The sequence below is a fragment of the Mycobacterium avium subsp. avium genome, assembly GCF_009741445.1.
In the GTDB taxonomy this organism is placed as follows: domain Bacteria; phylum Actinomycetota; class Actinomycetes; order Mycobacteriales; family Mycobacteriaceae; genus Mycobacterium; species Mycobacterium avium.
On the sequence record NZ_CP046507.1, the window covers coordinates 3,226,310 to 3,241,495 of the forward strand.

General features: G+C 70.0%; 14 protein-coding genes. 5 read left to right on the forward strand and 9 right to left on the reverse strand.

Annotated features, from left to right (window positions below; all coding sequences use genetic code 11):
• Nucleotides 1-6 precede the first annotated feature (6 nt).
• Nucleotides 7-642, reverse strand: a complete 636-nt coding sequence (locus MAA44156_RS14845) for a class I SAM-dependent methyltransferase (RefSeq protein WP_009975471.1) — start codon at nucleotides 640-642, stop codon at nucleotides 7-9.
• Nucleotides 639-3,065, reverse strand: coding sequence for an MMPL family transporter (locus MAA44156_RS14850; protein ID WP_009975469.1), 2,427 nt, complete (start codon nucleotides 3,063-3,065; stop codon nucleotides 639-641). The genes MAA44156_RS14845 and MAA44156_RS14850 overlap by 4 nt, the downstream gene beginning before the upstream one ends.
• 312 nt (nucleotides 3,066-3,377) lie before the next feature.
• Here MAA44156_RS14850 and MAA44156_RS23680 point away from each other — a divergent pair, with 312 nt between their 5' ends.
• Nucleotides 3,378-3,500: a hypothetical protein gene (locus MAA44156_RS23680; protein ID WP_003878506.1), complete on the forward strand. Its 123-nt coding sequence runs from the start codon at nucleotides 3,378-3,380 to the stop codon at nucleotides 3,498-3,500.
• Between the two features lie 135 nt (nucleotides 3,501-3,635).
• Here the strand turns inward: MAA44156_RS23680 and MAA44156_RS14860 are convergent, their stop codons facing one another.
• Together MAA44156_RS14860 and MAA44156_RS14865 are read right to left on the reverse strand one after the other, a co-directional pair.
• Nucleotides 3,636-4,400: a 3-hydroxyacyl-CoA dehydrogenase gene (locus tag MAA44156_RS14860; RefSeq protein ID WP_003878507.1), complete on the reverse strand. Its 765-nt coding sequence runs from the start codon at nucleotides 4,398-4,400 to the stop codon at nucleotides 3,636-3,638.
• Between the two features lie 63 nt (nucleotides 4,401-4,463).
• Nucleotides 4,464-5,546 (reverse strand): CaiB/BaiF CoA transferase family protein, encoded by a 1,083-nt coding sequence (locus tag MAA44156_RS14865; RefSeq protein WP_009975464.1) that lies wholly within the window; start codon nucleotides 5,544-5,546, stop codon nucleotides 4,464-4,466.
• Nucleotides 5,547-5,664: 118 nt separating this feature from the next.
• Here MAA44156_RS14865 and MAA44156_RS14870 point away from each other — a divergent pair, with 118 nt between their 5' ends.
• Nucleotides 5,665-6,477 (forward strand): enoyl-CoA hydratase, encoded by an 813-nt coding sequence (locus MAA44156_RS14870; protein ID WP_009975462.1) that lies wholly within the window; start codon nucleotides 5,665-5,667, stop codon nucleotides 6,475-6,477.
• A gap of 33 nt (nucleotides 6,478-6,510) precedes the next feature.
• Here MAA44156_RS14870 and MAA44156_RS14875 read toward each other — a convergent pair whose 3' ends face one another.
• Both MAA44156_RS14875 and MAA44156_RS14880 read right to left on the reverse strand, forming a co-directional pair.
• Nucleotides 6,511-7,233, reverse strand: coding sequence for a CPBP family intramembrane glutamic endopeptidase (locus MAA44156_RS14875; protein WP_009975461.1), 723 nt, complete (start codon nucleotides 7,231-7,233; stop codon nucleotides 6,511-6,513).
• Nucleotides 7,230-8,378 (reverse strand): NAD(P)H-binding protein, encoded by a 1,149-nt coding sequence (locus MAA44156_RS14880; RefSeq protein WP_009975460.1) that lies wholly within the window; start codon nucleotides 8,376-8,378, stop codon nucleotides 7,230-7,232. Before MAA44156_RS14880 ends, MAA44156_RS14875 begins: the two co-directional genes overlap by 4 nt.
• A gap of 285 nt (nucleotides 8,379-8,663) precedes the next feature.
• Between MAA44156_RS14880 and MAA44156_RS14885 the strand changes: the two genes are divergently transcribed.
• Genes MAA44156_RS14885 through MAA44156_RS14895 form a run of 3 tightly spaced genes read left to right on the forward strand, consistent with a single transcriptional unit; the run spans nucleotide 8,664 to nucleotide 11,297 of the window.
• Entirely contained in the window at nucleotides 8,664-9,713 is a 1,050-nt protein-coding gene (locus MAA44156_RS14885) for a type III polyketide synthase (protein WP_009975459.1), read from the forward strand.
• Between the two features lie 20 nt (nucleotides 9,714-9,733).
• Nucleotides 9,734-10,234, forward strand: a complete 501-nt coding sequence (locus tag MAA44156_RS14890; RefSeq protein ID WP_009975458.1) for an isoprenylcysteine carboxyl methyltransferase family protein — start codon at nucleotides 9,734-9,736, stop codon at nucleotides 10,232-10,234.
• A gap of 46 nt (nucleotides 10,235-10,280) precedes the next feature.
• On the forward strand, nucleotides 10,281-11,297 hold the full coding sequence (locus tag MAA44156_RS14895; RefSeq protein ID WP_031354700.1) for an NAD(P)/FAD-dependent oxidoreductase: 1,017 nt from the start codon (nucleotides 10,281-10,283) through the stop codon (nucleotides 11,295-11,297).
• Between the two features lie 9 nt (nucleotides 11,298-11,306).
• Here the strand turns inward: MAA44156_RS14895 and MAA44156_RS14900 are convergent, their stop codons facing one another.
• From MAA44156_RS14900 to MAA44156_RS14910, 3 genes are all read right to left on the reverse strand, one after another.
• Nucleotides 11,307-12,098, reverse strand: coding sequence for a crotonase/enoyl-CoA hydratase family protein (locus MAA44156_RS14900; protein WP_009975457.1), 792 nt, complete (start codon nucleotides 12,096-12,098; stop codon nucleotides 11,307-11,309).
• Nucleotides 12,095-13,243 carry a thiolase family protein gene (locus MAA44156_RS14905; protein WP_121035684.1) on the reverse strand — a complete coding sequence of 383 codons (1,149 nt, stop codon included), beginning with the start codon at nucleotides 13,241-13,243 and terminating at the stop codon, nucleotides 12,095-12,097. The genes MAA44156_RS14900 and MAA44156_RS14905 overlap by 4 nt, the downstream gene beginning before the upstream one ends.
• A 456-nt stretch (nucleotides 13,244-13,699) precedes the next feature.
• Nucleotides 13,700-15,184, reverse strand: coding sequence for an aldehyde dehydrogenase family protein (locus tag MAA44156_RS14910; protein ID WP_023861242.1), 1,485 nt, complete (start codon nucleotides 15,182-15,184; stop codon nucleotides 13,700-13,702).
• Nucleotides 15,185-15,186: the final 2 nt, after the last annotated feature.

Genomic DNA, 15,186 nt, shown 5'->3' on the forward strand with positions numbered 1-15,186 from the left:
CGCGGACTAGGCGGGCCGGTGCGCGCGGCCCAGCAACAGCTCCGACACCGGCATCGGCGACCAGGCCGGCAACGTCCACTCCCGCCGCGACGCGTCGACGTCGAACCCCGCCTCGACGATCGAGCGTTCGGTGTCGCGATGGGTGTGGCAGTTACCGAACAGCCGCGGCCACAACGTCGCATCGACGAAACGCTGAAAGCGACCCCGCGCGCCGGCACTGGCGATGTGCTCGAGGTAGCGCAGCTGCCCGCCCGGGCGCAGCAACGAATACAGGCGCCGCAACACGTTCTGAGGGTCGCGCACCGAACACAACACCAGCGAGCACACCACCGCGTCGAACGGCTCGTCGCCGCCGACCGCTTCGGCCGTCTCGCCGGTCACCACGACCCGAACCGGCACCACCTGCGCCGCGGCGCGGGCCCGGTCGGCCAGCCGCGGCTCGGGCTCCACCGCGATCACCTCGTCGACCGTCTCCGGGTAGAGCGGAAAGTTGGTCCCGATGCCCGCGCCGACCTCCAGCACCCGGCCGGTCAGGCCGGCCACGTTCTCCCGGCGAAGGGCCCGCACCGCCGCCGTCTCGTGCGTGGCGACGACCGGCCAGATGCGCGCGAAGAACGGGTTGTCGACGACCACCGTTGTCATGCCTGTGTGCACCTTCCGCCTCGAATGAGCCTCAGAATAGGGTCCGACCGCCACACTCGACGGGCGGTTGGCCGAACGGCCGTCAACCGATGTTGGGCACCGGTTCGGCGACCGCGCCGCCGGGCAATCCGACGGATCCGACGGGTCCGAGGGCAGGCTCGGAGGCGGGGTTCTTCGTCGGCCGCCTCGCTGATGCCGAACCGGTCGTGCAGCCACGCCAGCGGCTTGGGCGCCCACCAGTTCCACCGGCCCATCACATGCATGAACGCCGGCACCACCACCATCCGCACCAGGGTGGCGTCGGCGAACACGGCAAGCGTCAGGCCCAGGCCGAACATCCGCATGAACGAGACGTGGGCGGCGATCAGCGCGGCGAACGACATCGACATCACCAGCGCGGCCGCGGTGATGACCCGGCCGGTGCGGGCGACGCCCAGCGCCACGCTCTCGTCGTTGGCGGCGTGCGCCCGCTTCGGGGTCGGCCGGGCCGGCCGGGCGGCGCCGGAGGCCAGCCAGTACTCGCGGATCCGGGACAGCAGGAACACCTCGTAGTCCATCGACAACCCGAACGCGATGCAGAACAGCAGCACCGGCATGTTGGCCACCAGCGTCCCGCTCGGCGTGGTTCCCAGCGCGCCGAGGTGGCCGTCCTGGAAGATCCACACCAGCGCGCCGAACGCCGCGGTCAACGACAGGAAATTGCACGCGAGCGCCTTGGCCGGCAGCAGCACGCTGCCGGTGAGCAGGAACAGCAACACGAAGGTGATCGCCGCCATCAATCCCAGCACCAGCGGCAGCCGGTCCGTCACCGCGTCGACGCTGTCCCGGTTGACCTGTGCGACCCCGCCCATCTCGACCGACCGGCCGGCCGGTCCGGGTACCTCGTGCAACCGCTTGAGCTGGACGTCGTTCGCCGTGGAGAACAGCGGCGCGGTGCTGCTCACGGTCAAAAACGCGCTGCTGTCGCCCAGCCCGGTGGCCCCGGCCGGTGGGCCCACCCGGGTGCCGCCGGTGAAGGTGCCGCCCGGGGCCGACACCGCCGACACGTCGGGCACCCGGGACAGCGCGGCGGCGTAGTCGTCCAGGTCGGCCGGGCTCAGGCCGGCGGCGTCGGGGATGACGACGGGCACCGAGGTCGCCGAGTCGTGGGCGAAGCCGCTGCGCAGCCGGTCGCCGACCTGATGCGCCGATGCCGACCGGGGCAGCACCCGGTCGTCCGGGAACCCCCACTTGACCGAGAAGAACGGCAGCCCGAGCAGCAGCAACAGCCCGACGACGATCAGGCCGACGGGCGCCCAGCGGCGCATCACGAACTTGCTGGACCGGTACCAGAACAGCTGCTCGACGGGTTTGCGCACCGGTTGGGCACGCCGCAACGCCCGCCGCAGCAGCCGGCGCACGTCCAGCGCGTCCAGCCGGTCGCCGAGCAGCACGATCGCGGCCGGGGTGATCACGATCGAGGCGGTCGCCACGAACGCGACGGTGGCCACGCCGGCATAGGCGAACGACTTGAGGAAGTACATCGGGAAGGCCACCGTCGCCGACATCGACAACGCCACGGTGACCGCTGAGAACAGCACGGTGCGGCCCGAGGTGGCCATGGTCCGGATCAGCGCCTGGTCCCGGTCGTGCCCCTCGGCCAGCTCGTCGCGGTAGCGGCTGACGATCAGCAGGGTGTAGTCGATGGCCAGCGCCAGGCCCAGGGCGGTGCTGAGGTTGAGCGCGAAGATCGACACCTCGGTGGTGAAGGTGATCAGGCGCAGCACCGACATGGAACCGACGACGGCCAGCGCACCCAGCGCCATCGGCAGTGCCGCGGCCAGCAGCCCGCCGAATACCCAGATCAGCACCAGGAAGCTCAGCGGCAGCGCGATCATCTCCATCACCAGCAGGTCGGCCTGGTTCTGGGTGTTGATCTGGGCGTACTGCATGGCCGCGCCGCCGGCGCGGACGGTGACGCCGTCGCGGTCGTGGACGAATTGGTCGGCCAGGGTTTGGGCGTTGTTCTGCACGAAGTTCTCGCCGCCCTTGAGGTTGACGACGATGAGCCCGGACTTGCCGTCGCGGCTCACCAGGTCCGCCGAGGCCTGCGGCGGCGCGGTCCAGGGCGAGGACACGTTGTACACCAGCGGGGAGCGCTGCAACTGCTCGACCAGCTCGGTGCCCACCCTGCGGGCCGGGTCGCTGTTGCTGCCGCCGGGGGCGGTGACCAGGATCAGCATCTGCTGGCCGCTCTGGCCGAACTTGTCGGTCAGCACCCCGATGGCCCGGGCCGACTCGGAGTCGGGGTCCTGGAACCCGCCGGGTGACAGGCTCTTGGCGACCGGGATGCCGAAGACGGCGGCGGCCAGGAAGACCAGCACGCCCAGCGCGATGATCCGACGCGGGGCCGCGATGGCGACTCGGGCGATTTTCTGCAGCATTGTGAGCCCTTCCGCTGCCGGTGCGCCCCATTGCGCTGGCCGCTGGATTGTCCGCGACAACCTAACAAACGCTAATTTTCACGCGTCCAACAGTGTTCTCTTTAGAGACGCAACCGGGCGGTGTCACCGTTCAACGGCGGCTTTCAAACCTGTTCGACAGTAAGAGTCCGCTCAGAAAAATATGCGGCAATTAAGCAGCTCACGGCGTATTTTGCGGCGCTGACGGCGGCGAACCTACCCGGAAGTAAATTGCCAACGTTTTCCGAATCGTGACTCAAGGATTCCTTAATGGTGGCCCATACGCTCAGTGTCATGTGGATCGACGACACAAGTGCCGACGTCATCAAGGTTGACTTCGAGGCCCTCTACCACGGCGACGTGCTGGTGGAAGGCGAGACCTCGGAGCAGTTCGACGAACTGCAAGCAGCGAGCTGAGCCCGACCATGAGCATGCTCGCACGGCTGTTAATGGCCGAACCCGCTGTCAGTCGATGGTTCCGCAAGTAACCATTGTTCTCCCGAATGGGCCCCCGCGGATGCGGGGGCCCATTCGTTTGCGTAGCGGTGTGGCTCAGCGGGGCGCCATGCGAATGGCGCCGTCCAAGCGGATGACCTCGCCGTTGAGCATCGGGTTCTCGACGATGTGCACGGCCAGGGCGCCGTACTCGTCGGGATCGCCCAGCCGAGCCGGGTGCGGCACCTGCTTGCCCAGCGAGGCCTGCGCCTCCTCGGGCAGCGAGCCCAGCAGCGGGGTCTTGAACAGCCCCGGCGCGATGGTCACCACCCGGATGAGCTCGCGGGCCAGGTCGCGGGCGATGGGCAGCGTCATGCCCACCACGCCGCCCTTGGACGCCGAGTAGGCGGCCTGGCCGATCTGGCCCTCGAACGCCGCGACCGAGGCGGTGTTGATGATGACGCCGCGCTCCGGGCTTGTTCCGGGCCCGATCGGCTCGGTCTTGGCGATCCGCTCGGCGGCCAGCCGCAGCACGTTGAAGGTGCCGATCAGGTTCACCCCGACCACCTTCTTGAACGCGTCCAGCGGGAACGGGCCGTCCTTGGACAGCGTCTTGATGGCGTTGCCGATGCCGGCGCAGTTGACGTTGATGCGCAGCGGTCCCATCGACTCCGCGGTGTCCAGCGCCTTACCGACGGCGGCCTCGTCGGTGACGTCGGCCTGCACGAACCGCGCCCGGTCCCCCAGCTCGCGAACCGCGTCTTCGCCGCGCAGGTCGATGACCACCACCTGCGCGCCGCGGTCGAGCAGGCGTTTGGTGGTGGCCAGACCCAGACCGGAGGCACCCCCGGTGACGACGGCGACGGCGTCCTTGATCTCCATGCGAGTCCTTCCTGCATTCCCTTCGAATCCCGAGCCCCTAGCCAGCCAACTGGTTGGTCGGGACTATACCCACTCGTCGAGTATGGCCGTCGCGTCGGTCACCGGCGCCGCGGGGCGCGGCGTCTCCGGGGCGGTGCGGGAGAACCGCGGCGCCGGCAGCGGCTGCAGTCCCCCGTCCACCTCGTAGAAGGTGTTGCGCTCGGTGATGTGCGGCTCGGTCTGCACCTCGCCGAAGGCCAGCACCGGCGTCACGCAGGCGTCCGAGTCGGCGAACACCTTGGCCCAGTGGTCCCGGTCGCGGCTGGCGAACTTCTCGGTCAGCGCGGCGCGCAGCTCGGGCCAGCGGCTGACGTCGTTCTGCCCGGGCAGGTCGGCACCGTCCAGGCCCAGCCCGGCCAGCATCGCCGCGTAGAACTGCGGCTCGATGGCGCCGACCGCGACGTAGCGCCCGTCGGCGCACTCGTAGGTGTCGTAGTAGGGCGCGCCGCCGTCGAGCAGGTTGGTGCCGCGCGCGTCGGTCCACATCCCCGAGGCCCGCATCTGCCACATCATCTGGACCAGCACGCTGGAGCCGTCCACCATGGCGGCGTCGACGACCTGGCCCTTGCCGGAGCTCTGCCGCTCCCACAGTGCGGACAGGATGCCGAGCAGCAGGAACATCGAGCCGCCGCCGAAATCGCCGACCAGGTTCAGCGGCGGGACGGGGCGTTCGTTCGCCCGGCCGATGGCGTGCAGGATGCCGTTCAGCGAGATGTAGTTGATGTCGTGGCCGGCCTGCTGGCTGCGCGGGCCGGTCTGACCCCAGCCGGTCATCCGGGCATAGATCAGCCGGTCGTTGACCTTGGCGCAGTCCTGCGGGCCCAGGCCGAGTCGCTCGGTGACGCCCGGGCGGTAGCCCTCGATCAGCACGTCGGCCTTGGCGACGAGTTTGAGCACGAGCTCGCGCCCCTGGTCGGATTTCAGGTCGGCGGTGACGATGCGGCGATTGCGGCTCATGGCGTCCTTGACGACACCGCCGGGGGCGCCGGATGGCCGGTCGATGCGCACCACGTCGGCGCCCAGGTCCCCCAGGATCATCGCGGCGTGCGGGCCCGGCCCGATGCCGGACAACTCGACAACACGCAGTCCCTGCAACGGTCCAGCCATGATCCATCGACCTTTCGTCCGCTCTGACGCCGTCGACCGTTCGCCTCTAACAACCGGTCGATCGACATCTTCGCAGCCGTGCCGAAAGCCCGCGCACCCCGGTCACTTATGGTGAGCCATGCCTTCATCCGCGATCGCCACCCTCGCCCCCGTCGCAGGCCTCGACGTCACGCTGTCCGACGGCGTGTTCTCGGTGACCATCAACCGGCCCGACAGCCTGAATTCCCTGACCGTTCCGGTGATCACCGGGATCGCCGACGCGATGGAGTACGCCGCCACCGACCCCGAGGTCAAGGTGGTGCGGATCGGCGGGGCGGGCCGCGGTTTCAGCTCCGGGGCGGGCATCAGCGCCGACGACGTCTCCGACGGCGGCGGCGTCCCGCCGGACGAGATCATCCTCGAGATCAACCGGCTGGTGCGGGCGATCGCCGCGCTGCCCCACCCGGTGGTCGCGGTCGTGCAGGGCCCGGCGGCCGGCGTCGGCGTCTCCATCGCGTTGGCCTGCGACGTCGTATTGGCTTCGGAGAACGCGTTTTTCATGCTTGCCTTCACCAAGATCGGGTTGATGCCCGACGGCGGCGCGTCGGCGCTGGTGGCCGCCGCGGTGGGCCGGATCCGGGCCATGCAGATGGCGCTGCTGCCCGAACGGCTGCCGGCCGCCGAGGCGTTGTCCTGGGGGCTGGTCACCGCGGTCTACCCGGCCGACGAGTTCGAGGCCGAGGTGGACAAGGTGATCGCACGGTTGCTCAGCGGCCCGGCCGTCGCGTTCGCCAAGACCAAGCTGGCGATCAACGCGGCCACGCTCACCGAACTGGACCCGGCCCTGCAGCGTGAATTCGACGGACAGTCGGTGCTGCTGAAGTCCCCCGACTTCGTCGAGGGCGCCACCGCCTTCCAGCAGCGGCGCACCCCCAACTTCACCGATCGCTGAATCCCGTTGCGCCGCAACGGCGCAACGGATTGGTCAGAGCCCGAAAACGGGCGGCAGGGCCAGCACCATGATCAGGCCCCACCCGCAGTGCGTCAGAACCGGCGCCAGCACGCCGCCGCTGGCCCGGCGTTCCAGCGCGCACACCGTACCGAGGATGACCGCGGCGAATCCGAGCATCGGGTTGCCGGCGGCCATGGTCGCCGCCGTGTACAGCAGGGTCGAGATCAGCACCGGGTGATACCGGCCCAGCGCGGTGTACAGCGCGCCGCGGAAGAACAGTTCCTCGGCGATGCCGTTGATCACCGTGATCGCCACCACCAGCGGTAACCATCCGTGGTGGGCGAACAGCAGCACCCGGGTGATCAACGCGGACACGGCCGGGATTTCCCGGGCGATCAGCCCGCCCACCACGAACGCGCCGCCCAGCAACAGCCCGACGGTCGTCCCGGTGATGACGGGGCGTTGGTTGCGGCCCCGCCAGCAGATGCCGCCCAGGTGCAGCGGGCCGGAGCTCAGCGCCCCGACGGTCCACACCGCCGCCAGGCCCAGTGTCAGCCAGTAGAAGCTGGACTCACCCGGATGGCGGCGCAACGAGTAGCCCAGCACCGCGGCCCCGAGCACCAGGGTGATCGCCACGACGACGCGTCGGCGCCGGACGATGGCCGGCGGTTCATTGTGGGGCACAGCAACATTGGTGATGGCGCGGCGCAGCTCGGCGAAGACGCTGGTGTGGTACGGGCTCGTTGACTGGCTCATGCGGGACGCACCTTCGGGGTCAGAGCGATCAGGATGTCGAGGCCGGTGCGAACCGCTCCGGCCACCGGACCGGGGACCTTGTTCACCAGCCCCAGGGTCGGCCGTGCGATGGCGGGGGTGACCCGCCCGGCGAGCTGGCGGATGCGCCGCGCGTCGCCGCCCGCCCACCCGGGATCGGTGTCGGCGAGGTGGTGCGGATCGGCCAGCGCGTTGACCGGCCGGGGCCGCCGGTACGACCGGTCGTCCAGCGCCCGGGCGATGGCGTCGTCAACGCCGAGCAGCCCGCCGGGCGGGTCGGGGACCCGCTGCCGCAGATCGCTGCCGGAGGCCACCATCGGGTGGTCCAGCGACTCGACCAGGTCGCCGGCCAGCCCCGGCGGCACCGGCAGCGCGACGCCGGTGACCAGTGACGCCAGCCCGGTGTCCACCCGACCCACCGGCAGCCCGGTATGCCACCGGCCGGACAGCCGCGCGTAGGTCTTGAGCAGCCGCCGGTAGGACGTGGTGTCGGGGCCGGAGATGTCGTAGGCGCCGGCGGGCACCAGGTCACGGTCGGCGGCGGCGAGCAGGTAGTGCAGCACGTCGCGGATGGAGATGGGGTCGATGGGGTTGTCCATCCAGCTCGGTATCGGCATGAGCGGGAAGCGATCTCCCACATACCGCATCATCTCGAACGACGTCGAGCCGGCGCCGATGATCATCGCCGCGCCCAGCCACACCAGCTCCGGGCCGTCCGGCACCGCGAGCGCCTCGGCCACCTCGGCCCGGCTGGTCAGATGCTCGGACAGCACCTCCCCGGCGGGCACGAAGCCGCCCAGGTAGACGATGCGCCGCACCCCGGCGTCCTTGGCCGCGGCGGCGAGGTTGGCGGCCGCGGCCTTGTCGGCGTCGCGGAAACCGGGCTGGCCGATGGCGTGCACCAGGTAATACACCACCTCGACCGGGCCGCATCCTGCGAACGCCGACCGCAGCGACGCCGGATCGGCCGCGTCGAGAGGCACCGGGGTGATCTCGTCGAACCAGCCGAAACGGTTGAGCCGCAACGGGTTTCGGGTCGCGGCCAAGACGTCGTGCCCACCCGCCAGCAGCGCCGTGACCAGCCGCGATCCCACGTAGCCGGTGGCGCCGGTGACCAGAACCCGCATAACCCCCGACCCTAGCCCAGCCCGGCGGCGGGCCGGAGTTCCCACCGCGTACGTGGGCGGAGTTCCCACCGCGTACGGAGGCGGGGTTCCCACCGCGTACGGAGGCGGGGTTCCCACCGCGTCCGTAACGTCAGGGCGATTTTCGGGTCGAATTCCCGCCGTGGCGTTACGGGCGCGGCGAGGCGAGGCGCGTTTGAACCATCGGCGCGGCCCCGTCGTCACCGGTACATGGATCAAAGGGGGAGCCGCGATTTCGTCGGCACGAGCACAGTTTCAGGGGACATCGTGGGGGAAAGTCCGTCGATCACCGGTGTTGCGGTCAAGTTTCCGCCCAACCGCTACACGCAGAGCGAAGCCATCCGGGCGCTGACCGACATTGCCGGCCCGGAGTTTCGGCGTTTCGCGCGCAGCAGCGGAGTCGAGTTCCGCAACACCGCGTTGCGGCTGCCGCGCTACCGCGAGTTGAGCGGCTTCAGCGAGGCCAACGACGCCTACCTCGAGGTCGCGCTCGACCTCGGCGAGCAGGCGCTGGTGGCGGCGCTGGACCGGGCCAAGGTCAAGCCGTCGGAGGTCGACATCGTCTTCTCGACGACGGTCACCGGGCTGGCCGTACCGACGTTGGAGGCGCGGCTGGCCACGCGGGTGGGGCTGCGGCCGGATGTCAAGCGCGTCCCGCTGTTCGGCCTGGGCTGCGTGGCCGGTGCGGCCGGAGTGGCGCGCATGCACGACTACCTGCGCGCGTTCCCCGACCAGACGGCCGCGCTGCTGGCGGTCGAACTGTGCTCGCTGACCATCCAGCGGCACGACACCTCGATCGCCAACCTGGTCGCCACCAGCCTTTTCGGCGACGGTGCGGCCGCGGTGATCACCGAGGGCGCCCGTCGGGCCGGCGCCGAACACACCGGCCCGCGCATCCTGGCGACCCGCAGCCGGATCTATCCCGACACCGAGGAAGTCATGGGCTGGAAGATCGGCGGCGACGGGTTCCGGATCGTGTTGTCCGCCGACGTCGCCAACATCGCCGAGAAGTACCTGGGCGAGGACGTCCGTGACTTCCTCGCCGACCACGGGTTGGCGCCTCGCGACGTGACGACGTGGGTGTGCCACCCGGGCGGGCCCCGGGTGATCGAGGCCGTCGAGAGCGTCTTGGACCTGCCCGCCGACGCACTCGACCACACACGAAACTCGTTGCGCGAGAACGGGAATCTTTCCTCGGTATCAGTGCTGGACGTGCTCGCGGCCAACCTGGCCGATCCGCCGGCCCCCGGCTCGATCGGCCTGATGATCGCGATGGGCCCGGCGTTCTGCTCCGAGCTGGTGCTGCTGGCCTTCTAGGACTGGTAAAGACTGTAGCCATGTATTACCTGCTGGTGCTGACGGTCGGGCTGGAGCGGGTCGCCGAGCTGCTGGTGTCCACCCGGAACGCGCGCTGGTCGTTTACCCAGGGCGGCAAGGAGTTTGGCCGCTCCCACTACCCGGTAATGGTGTTCATCCACACCGCGCTGCTGGCCGGCTGCCTGGTGGAACCGTGGGCGCTGCACCGGCCGTTCCTCGGCTGGCTGGGCTGGCCGATGCTGGCGGTGGTGGCGGCCAGCCAGGGGCTGCGCTGGTGGTGCATCACCACCCTGGGCCGACGGTGGAACACCAGGGTCATCGTGCTGCCGCAGGCCCCGCTGGTGCGCGACGGCCCCTACCGTTGGCTGCACCATCCGAACTATGTTGCAGTGGTGGCCGAAGGGTTGGCGTTGCCGTTGGTACACACGGCGTGGCTCACCGCGGCGGTGTTCACGCTGGCCAACGCCGCGCTGCTGAGAGTGCGTCTGCGGGTGGAGAATTCGGCCTTGGGTTACACGTGAACGACCGCGCCGGCGACGATGCGAAGCGATGCGAGGAGGAGCGGCGCTGATGGCCTACGACGCGGACCTGTTGGTCGTCGGCGGCGGTCCGGGCGGGTTGGCCACGGCGTTACACGCTCGCCGCCTTGGGCTTTCGGTGATCGTGGCCGAGCCGCGCGAGGCGCCCATCGACAAGGCGTGCGGCGAGGGCCTGATGCCGGGCGGGCTGGCCGCGCTGACCGCGCTGGGTGTGGACCCGGCCGGCATGCCGTTCCAGGGCATCGCCTACCTGAGCGAGCACCGGCGGGCCCAGGCCCGGTTTCGTGACGGGCCCGGCCGCGGAGTGCGTCGCACCACGTTGCACGCCGCACTGGCCGCGCGCGCCAAAGAGCAAGACACCGAATGGATCCGGGCGCGGGTGAGCAGCGTCGCGCAGGATGCGCACGGCGTGTCGGCCGCCGGTGTGCGCGCGAGGTGGTTGGTGGCGGCCGACGGGCTGCACTCGACCGTGCGGCGCGCCGTCGGCATCGCGGCGACGGCGGGGACGCCGCGGCGCTACGGCGTGCGCTGGCACTACCGGGTGCCGGCGTGGTCGGAATTCGTCGAGGTGCACTGGTCGCGCTGGGGTGAGGCGTATGTGACGCCGGTCGAACCGGACCTGGTCGGCGTGGCGATACTCTCGCGCGGACGTCCCGACCTGGGCTGGTTCCCGGGGCTGGCCGCGCGACTGCGCGCCGCCGATCGTGGCCGGCCGCGTGGCTGCGGCCCGTTGCGGCAGGTGGTTTCCCGCCGCGTCGCCGGGCGCGTCCTGCTGGTCGGCGACGCGGCCGGCTATGAGGATGCGCTGACCGGCGAGGGCATCAGCCTGGCGGTCAAGCAGGCCGCCGCGGCGGTCCGGGCCATCGTCGACGAGAGGCCGGCGTCATATGAAGCCGCGTGGCACCGGATCACCCACGACTATCGGCTACTCACCCGCGCGCTGGTGCTGGCCAGCACGCCGCGGGCGGTGCGGCGCGCCATCGTGCCGGCCGGCGCGCTGTTGCCCGGCGCGTTCCGCGCCGGGGTGAACATCCTGGCCCGCTAGGGCGTGGGTTCAGCGCGCCTGCCAGACCGGCTCCCGCTTCTCGGCGAACGCCCGCGGGCCCTCCTTGGCGTCCTCCGACTTGAGCAGGGCCCGCATCTCGCGCATGGTGCGGTCCCAGCCGGGTTCGTCGCCGACCACCATGCCGTCGTCGACGCCGTAGGCGATCCGCTTGCTGGCCTGCACCGACAGCGGGGCGTTCACGGTGATCGCCGAGGCCAGCGCCAGCGCGGCGTCCAGCACCGAGCCGGCCTCGACCACCTCGTTGATCAGGCCCCAGTCGCGGGCGGCGGCCGCGGACAGCGGCTCGCCGGTCAGCAGCAGCCGCATCGCCACCTTGCGGGGCAGCTGCTCGACGATCCGGAACACCCCACCGGCGGCGGCGATCAGGCCGCGCTTGACCTCCGGCAGCCCGAACTGGGCCCGCTCGTCGGCCACCACCAGGTCGCTGGCCAGCGCCAGCTCGGTGCCCCCGCCCAGGGCGGTGCCGTTGACCGCCGCGATGGTGGGCTTGTCGATGAAGTGACGCACGTAGCCGGCGAAGCCCCATTCGGGATGGTCGGGGTGATACAGGTTCTCCCGCCGCGCGATGGCCTTGAGGTCGGCCCCGGCGCAGAACGACTTGTCGCCCGCGCCGGTGAGCACCACCGCCCGCACCTCGGGGTCGTGTTGCGCCTCTTCGAGCGCATCCCCGACGCCGATGCTGACCGCGGCGTTGACCGCGTTGCGGGCTTCCGGCCGGTTGATGGTTATCACCATCACGTTGCCCCGGCGTTCGGCCAGGGCCCCCGGCGCGTCGGTCACAACAGTTCCACGATGGTGGCGTTGGCCTGCCCGCCGCCCTCGCACATGGTCTGCAGGCCGTAGCGAATTCCCTTGTCCCGCATGTGATACAGCAGCGTGGTCATGATCCGGGCGCCCGAGCCGCCGAGCGGGTGGCCCAACGCGATCGCCCCGCCGTTGGGGTTGAGCTTCTTCTCGTCGGCGCCGATGTCCTTGAGCCACGCCATCGGGACCGGAGCGAAGGCCTCGTTGACCTCGTAGACGCCGATGTCGTCGATGGACAGGCCGGACTTCTTGAGCACCTTCTGCGTCGCCGGGATGGGCGCGGTCAGCATGATCACCGGGTCGGCCCCGGCCAGCGTCGCGGTGTGCACCTTCGCGATTGGCTTGAGCCCCAACTCCTTTGCCTTCTCCGCGGACATGAAGAGGATGGCCGCCGAACCGTCGGAGATCTGCGAGGAGTTGCCGGCGTGAATCACGCCGTCCTCCTTGAACGCCGGCTTCAGCGAGGCCATCTTCTCCATCGGGGTGCCGCGCCGGATGCCCTCGTCCTTCAAGACGACATTGCCGTCCTGGTCCTTGATGCCCACGATCTGGTCGTCGAATGCGCCGGAATCCTGTGCGGCCGCGGCCTTTTCGTGCGACGCCAGGGAGAATTCGTCGAGCGCGGTGCGGTCGAAGCCCCACTTCTCGGCGATCATCTCCGCACCGATGCCCTGGTTCGGGATCTGGCCCTGGTAGCGGTCCAGGAAGGCCTGGGGGTAGGGCCGCCCGCCGTTGGCCAGCGACGCGCCCATCGGGGTGCGCGACATCGACTCGACGCCGCCGGCGACGACGACGTCGTAGTGCCCGGCGATCACGCCCGCCGCCGCGAAGTGGATGGACTGCTGGCTCGACCCGCACTGCCGGTCGACGGTCACGCCCGGCACGGTCTCGGGCCAGCCGGCGGTCAGCAGCGCGTTGCGGCCGATGTCGAGGGCCTGTTCGCCGGCCTGCATGACGCAGCCCCAGATGACGTCGTCGACGATGCCCGGGTCGACGCCGGCCTTGTCGACCAGGCCGTTGAGCACCTGCGCGGAAAGCTCGGCCGGATGCACCCCCGACAACCCGCCGTTGCGCTTGCCGATCGGTGAGCGCACTGCCTCGACGATGACGGCTTCAGCCATGGTCTTGTCTCCTTTGACACGTGGACTTCGAGAAGAGTGAGTCTTGCCTCGATTGTCAACCAAGGGGTTGGCAGGTCGGAGGGCGGGGTGGCTCGGGGCCGGCGGCATGGCCACATCGGCCACATGCGTACCAGCGGGTGACCATGACACCCCGCGCGAATCCGCCAGCGCATGTGCTGGCGCATTCGGCCGGGGACGCATGGACCACTCACCCGATCGGCGGAACCGCCCGACGCGCGGCGGCGGGCCGACGTGTCGCCGTCGAACAAAAATTAGGTCACGTCGGACGGCGACGGCGTCACCGGCGGCGACCGGACATGCGCCCGCGCAGCACGCCCAGGCCCGGCCCGTTGAGCAGGCGCGGCCCGGCCGCCAACGGCCGTCAGCCCCAAGCCCGGCGCGCATCGTCGAAGGCGTTGCGTGGCAGCCCTTTACGTGGCACCAGGCATCGGACTACTAGCCGGCCGGATAGGCGACCGACTTGATCTCGGTGTACTGGTCGAATCCGGCCACACCGTTCTGGCGCCCGACCCCGCTGTACTTGTAGCCACCGAACGGGGTGTCGGCGCCGTAGGGCGCGCCGCCGTTGACGCCCATGAAGCCGGCCCGAATCCGGCGCGCCACCGAAAGCGAGCGCTCCAGCGAACCCGACATCACGTTGCCGGCCAGGCCGTACCTGCTGTCGTTGGCGATCCGGATGGCGTCCTCCTCGTCGTCGAACGGGATGACGCACAACACCGGTCCGAAGATCTCCTCCTGGGCGATCGTCATCGAGTTGTCGACGTCGGTGAAAAGCGTTGGCCGCACGTAGTATCCCTTGTCGAAACCGGTGGGCGCGTCGGGTCCGCCGACCAGCGCGGTGGCGCCCTCTTCGACCCCCTTGCGGATGTAGCCCATCACGCGGTCGCGCTGCACCTGCGAAATGACCGGGCCGCACAGCGTTCCCGGGTCCTGCGGGTCGCCGCAGGTGACGTTCTCGTAGATGCCCTTGAGGATCGCCACCCCCTCGTCGTAGCGGGACCGCGGCAGCAGCATCCGGGTGGGGTTGGCGCAGCCCTGCCCGGCGTGCATACACGGCGCGATGCCGATCGCGCACGCCATCCCGAAGTCGGCGTCCTCCAGGACGATGGTGGCCGACTTGCCGCCCAGCTCCAGGAACAGCCGCTTCATGGTCGCCGCGCCCTTTTCCATGATCCGCTGCCCGACCACCGTCGACCCGGTGAACGAGATCAGATCGACCTTGGGCGAGAGCGTGAGCTCTTCTCCCACAAAGTGATCCGACGCGGTGACGACGTTGACGACGCCCGCCGGGATGTCGGTCTTCTCGGCGATCAACCGGCCGAGCCTTGTCGCGTTGAACGGGGTGTTCGGCGCCGGCTTGAGCACCACGGTGTTGCCGGTGCCCAGCGCCTGGCCGAGCTTGTTGAGGGTGACCTCGAACGGGAAGTTCCACGGCACGATGGCGCCGACCACGCCTACCGGCTCGCGCCAGACCTTGCGGGTGGTCAGCGTGCCGGTCAGGCTGATCACCTTGTCGCCCAGGTCGGTCTCCCAGGCGTACTCGTCGATCAATCGCGCGGGATATTTGAGCCCGTCTTCCAGCGGGGCGTCCAGCTGGGGCCCGAACGTGATGGCCCGCGGCGAACCCACCTCGAGGATGAGCTCCTCGCGCAGCTCCTCCTTCTCCGACTCGATCGCCTCGTGCAGCTGCAGCAGGCAGCGCTTCCGCAGCTCCCGGTTGGTCGACCAGTCCGTCTCGTCGAAGGCCCGCCGGGCGGCGTCGATGGCCCGGTGCATGTCCTCCTTCGAGGCGTCGGCGACCTCGCCGAGCGGCTCCTCGGTGGCGGGGTTGATGTTGGTGAAGGTGCCGGCCTGCCCGTCGACGAGCTTGCCGTCGATCATCATCTTCGGCTCGAAGCGGACCTTTACAGCCTCAGTCATAT

What these genes read in the sequence shown, in the direction of transcription:
- MAA44156_RS14845 (WP_009975471.1), bottom strand. Translation starts at nt 642, where the DNA reads ATGACAACGGTGGTCGTCGACAACCCGTTCTTCGCGCGCATCTGGCCG.
- MAA44156_RS14850 (WP_009975469.1), bottom strand. Translation starts at nt 3,065, where the DNA reads ATGCTGCAGAAAATCGCCCGAGTCGCCATCGCGGCCCCGCGTCGGATC.
- MAA44156_RS23680 (WP_003878506.1), top strand. Translation starts at nt 3,378, where the DNA reads ATGTGGATCGACGACACAAGTGCCGACGTCATCAAGGTTGACTTCGAG.
- MAA44156_RS14860 (WP_003878507.1), bottom strand. Translation starts at nt 4,400, where the DNA reads ATGGAGATCAAGGACGCCGTCGCCGTCGTCACCGGGGGTGCCTCCGGT.
- MAA44156_RS14865 (WP_009975464.1), bottom strand. Translation starts at nt 5,546, where the DNA reads ATGGCTGGACCGTTGCAGGGACTGCGTGTTGTCGAGTTGTCCGGCATC.
- MAA44156_RS14870 (WP_009975462.1), top strand. Translation starts at nt 5,665, where the DNA reads ATGCCTTCATCCGCGATCGCCACCCTCGCCCCCGTCGCAGGCCTCGAC.
- MAA44156_RS14875 (WP_009975461.1), bottom strand. Translation starts at nt 7,233, where the DNA reads ATGAGCCAGTCAACGAGCCCGTACCACACCAGCGTCTTCGCCGAGCTG.
- MAA44156_RS14880 (WP_009975460.1), bottom strand. Translation starts at nt 8,378, where the DNA reads ATGCGGGTTCTGGTCACCGGCGCCACCGGCTACGTGGGATCGCGGCTG.
- MAA44156_RS14890 (WP_009975458.1), top strand. Translation starts at nt 9,734, where the DNA reads ATGTATTACCTGCTGGTGCTGACGGTCGGGCTGGAGCGGGTCGCCGAG.
- MAA44156_RS14905 (WP_121035684.1), bottom strand. Translation starts at nt 13,243, where the DNA reads ATGGCTGAAGCCGTCATCGTCGAGGCAGTGCGCTCACCGATCGGCAAG.
- MAA44156_RS14910 (WP_023861242.1), bottom strand. Translation starts at nt 15,184, where the DNA reads ATGACTGAGGCTGTAAAGGTCCGCTTCGAGCCGAAGATGATGATCGAC.